1 protein-coding gene is annotated in these 1,571 nt (G+C 72.5%); it reads left to right on the top strand.

What is annotated here, in order from left to right:
• Positions 1 to 1,571, top strand: a 1,571-nt coding sequence (locus D7W79_RS41880; protein ID WP_208729985.1) for a hypothetical protein, incomplete at both ends; no start/stop codon positions are given.

Here is a 1,571-nt window from a genome sequence, read left to right as displayed (position 1 = left end):
CTCCAGCGCCGCCGGATGCGTTCGTGCTGACGCCGCCCCGCCGGGGACCCGACCTCCTGGGACTGGGGTACGGCGCGATGGCCACGGGCGCTCCGGAGGGGAGCGGCGTGTCGGCCATGCGGGCGACCGAAGCGGTGGCGGACAGCGCGCCCACGGTGAACGTGGCGGAGGCGTGGTCGCTGCTGACGCAGGGGTATTCGCAGGCGAAAACCCTCACGGGCGCGGCGAACGTGGCGCTGCAGAAGGCCGCGGACAACCCCGCGCTCCAGGCGAAGCTTATTGATTTGTTGCAGGCGACGCCCTCGCGCACGCTGGAGGACGCGCTGTCGAAGGACTTCGCCCACGGCGTGCAGGAGGCGGTGCCCAACCCGCCGCCCCGTCCCCCGGGCATCACCTCCGTGGGCACGCTGCGCGTGGCGAACAGCGCGCTGGAAACGGTGGCGAAGCAGGGGAGCCTTTCCACGATGAAGCCCGCGCTGGAGGCGGCGGCGAAGCGGGGCCACCTGCTGCCCGCGGACCGGGACGCGCTGGTGTCCTGCCTGGGCAGCGCGGGCGCGGCCGTGAACGCCAAGCTGGACACGGCGGTGGCCGAGGTGCACACGGCGGAGCTGGCCTACACGGCGGCGCTGGCGGAACGCGAGGCGCTGGAGCAGCGGCTGGCGAGCGACATCGCGTCCTTCGGGCCGTACCTCACCGACACGCAGCAGCGCGCGTACATCGAGGAGTTCCGCAAGCAGCACGGCGGCGACTACGCCGGCTTCGACGCGAAGGCGAAGACGCTGGAGGCCACGCTCGGGAAGAACGCCTCCCTGCTGGAACAGGCCCTGCGCGGGCCGGATGGCTCCGAGCACGCCGCGTCCATCCAGGCCGCGTACACCGCGCTGGCCCAGTCCAAGGGCGCCGCCACGGCGCTCCACTGGGCCGCGAGGATGGAGGCGCCCGGCGCCGCGTTCGCGCCCTTCATGGCGTCGCTGCCGCTGGACACCGTGCGCGAGAAGGCCGTCTCCGGCACGCTGGTGAGCTTCTTCGAGAAGTTCCCCAAGGCCACGCCCCGCCAGGCGGTGGATCACCTCCAGACCGTGTTGACCCTGGGCTACCTGGGCCAGCAGGCCGGGAGCGCTGGCACGGACATCCAGGCCAACTTCAAGAACCTGCCGCAAGCGATTCGCACGGGCATCGAGGGCCTGCGGGACGTGGCGGCGGGGAGGTCCCAGGCGGGCCTGTCGACGTTGAAGACGCTGGAGGCCGGCTCCTCGAGGTGGGGTGGGCCCCTCGCGGCGGCGGGCCTGGTGATTGGCATCTTCCAGACGAACCAATCCGCGAAGGCGCAGGACACGCTGGGGAAGCTCTGGGCGGGGACGTTCTCCGCGCAGCAGCTGACCAGCTTCACGGGCACCCTGCTGAGCGCGGCGAACAAGTCCGGCGGCGCGCTGGTGGCCACGAGGGTCGCGGGCGGCCTGGGCGCCATCGGGGCCGCGCTGGACCTGGTGGTGCAGGGCAAGGAGATTGCCGACGGGAATGGCGACGTGGGCACCGGCCTGTCCATCGCCGGGGACACGATGGGGCTCGTG

It is taken from the genome of Corallococcus exercitus (genome assembly GCF_003611585.1).
Taxonomy (GTDB): Bacteria; Myxococcota; Myxococcia; order Myxococcales; family Myxococcaceae; genus Corallococcus; species Corallococcus exercitus.
Note: the sequence above shows the minus strand (reverse complement) of the source record. Positions and strands in the feature narration are given on the sequence as shown.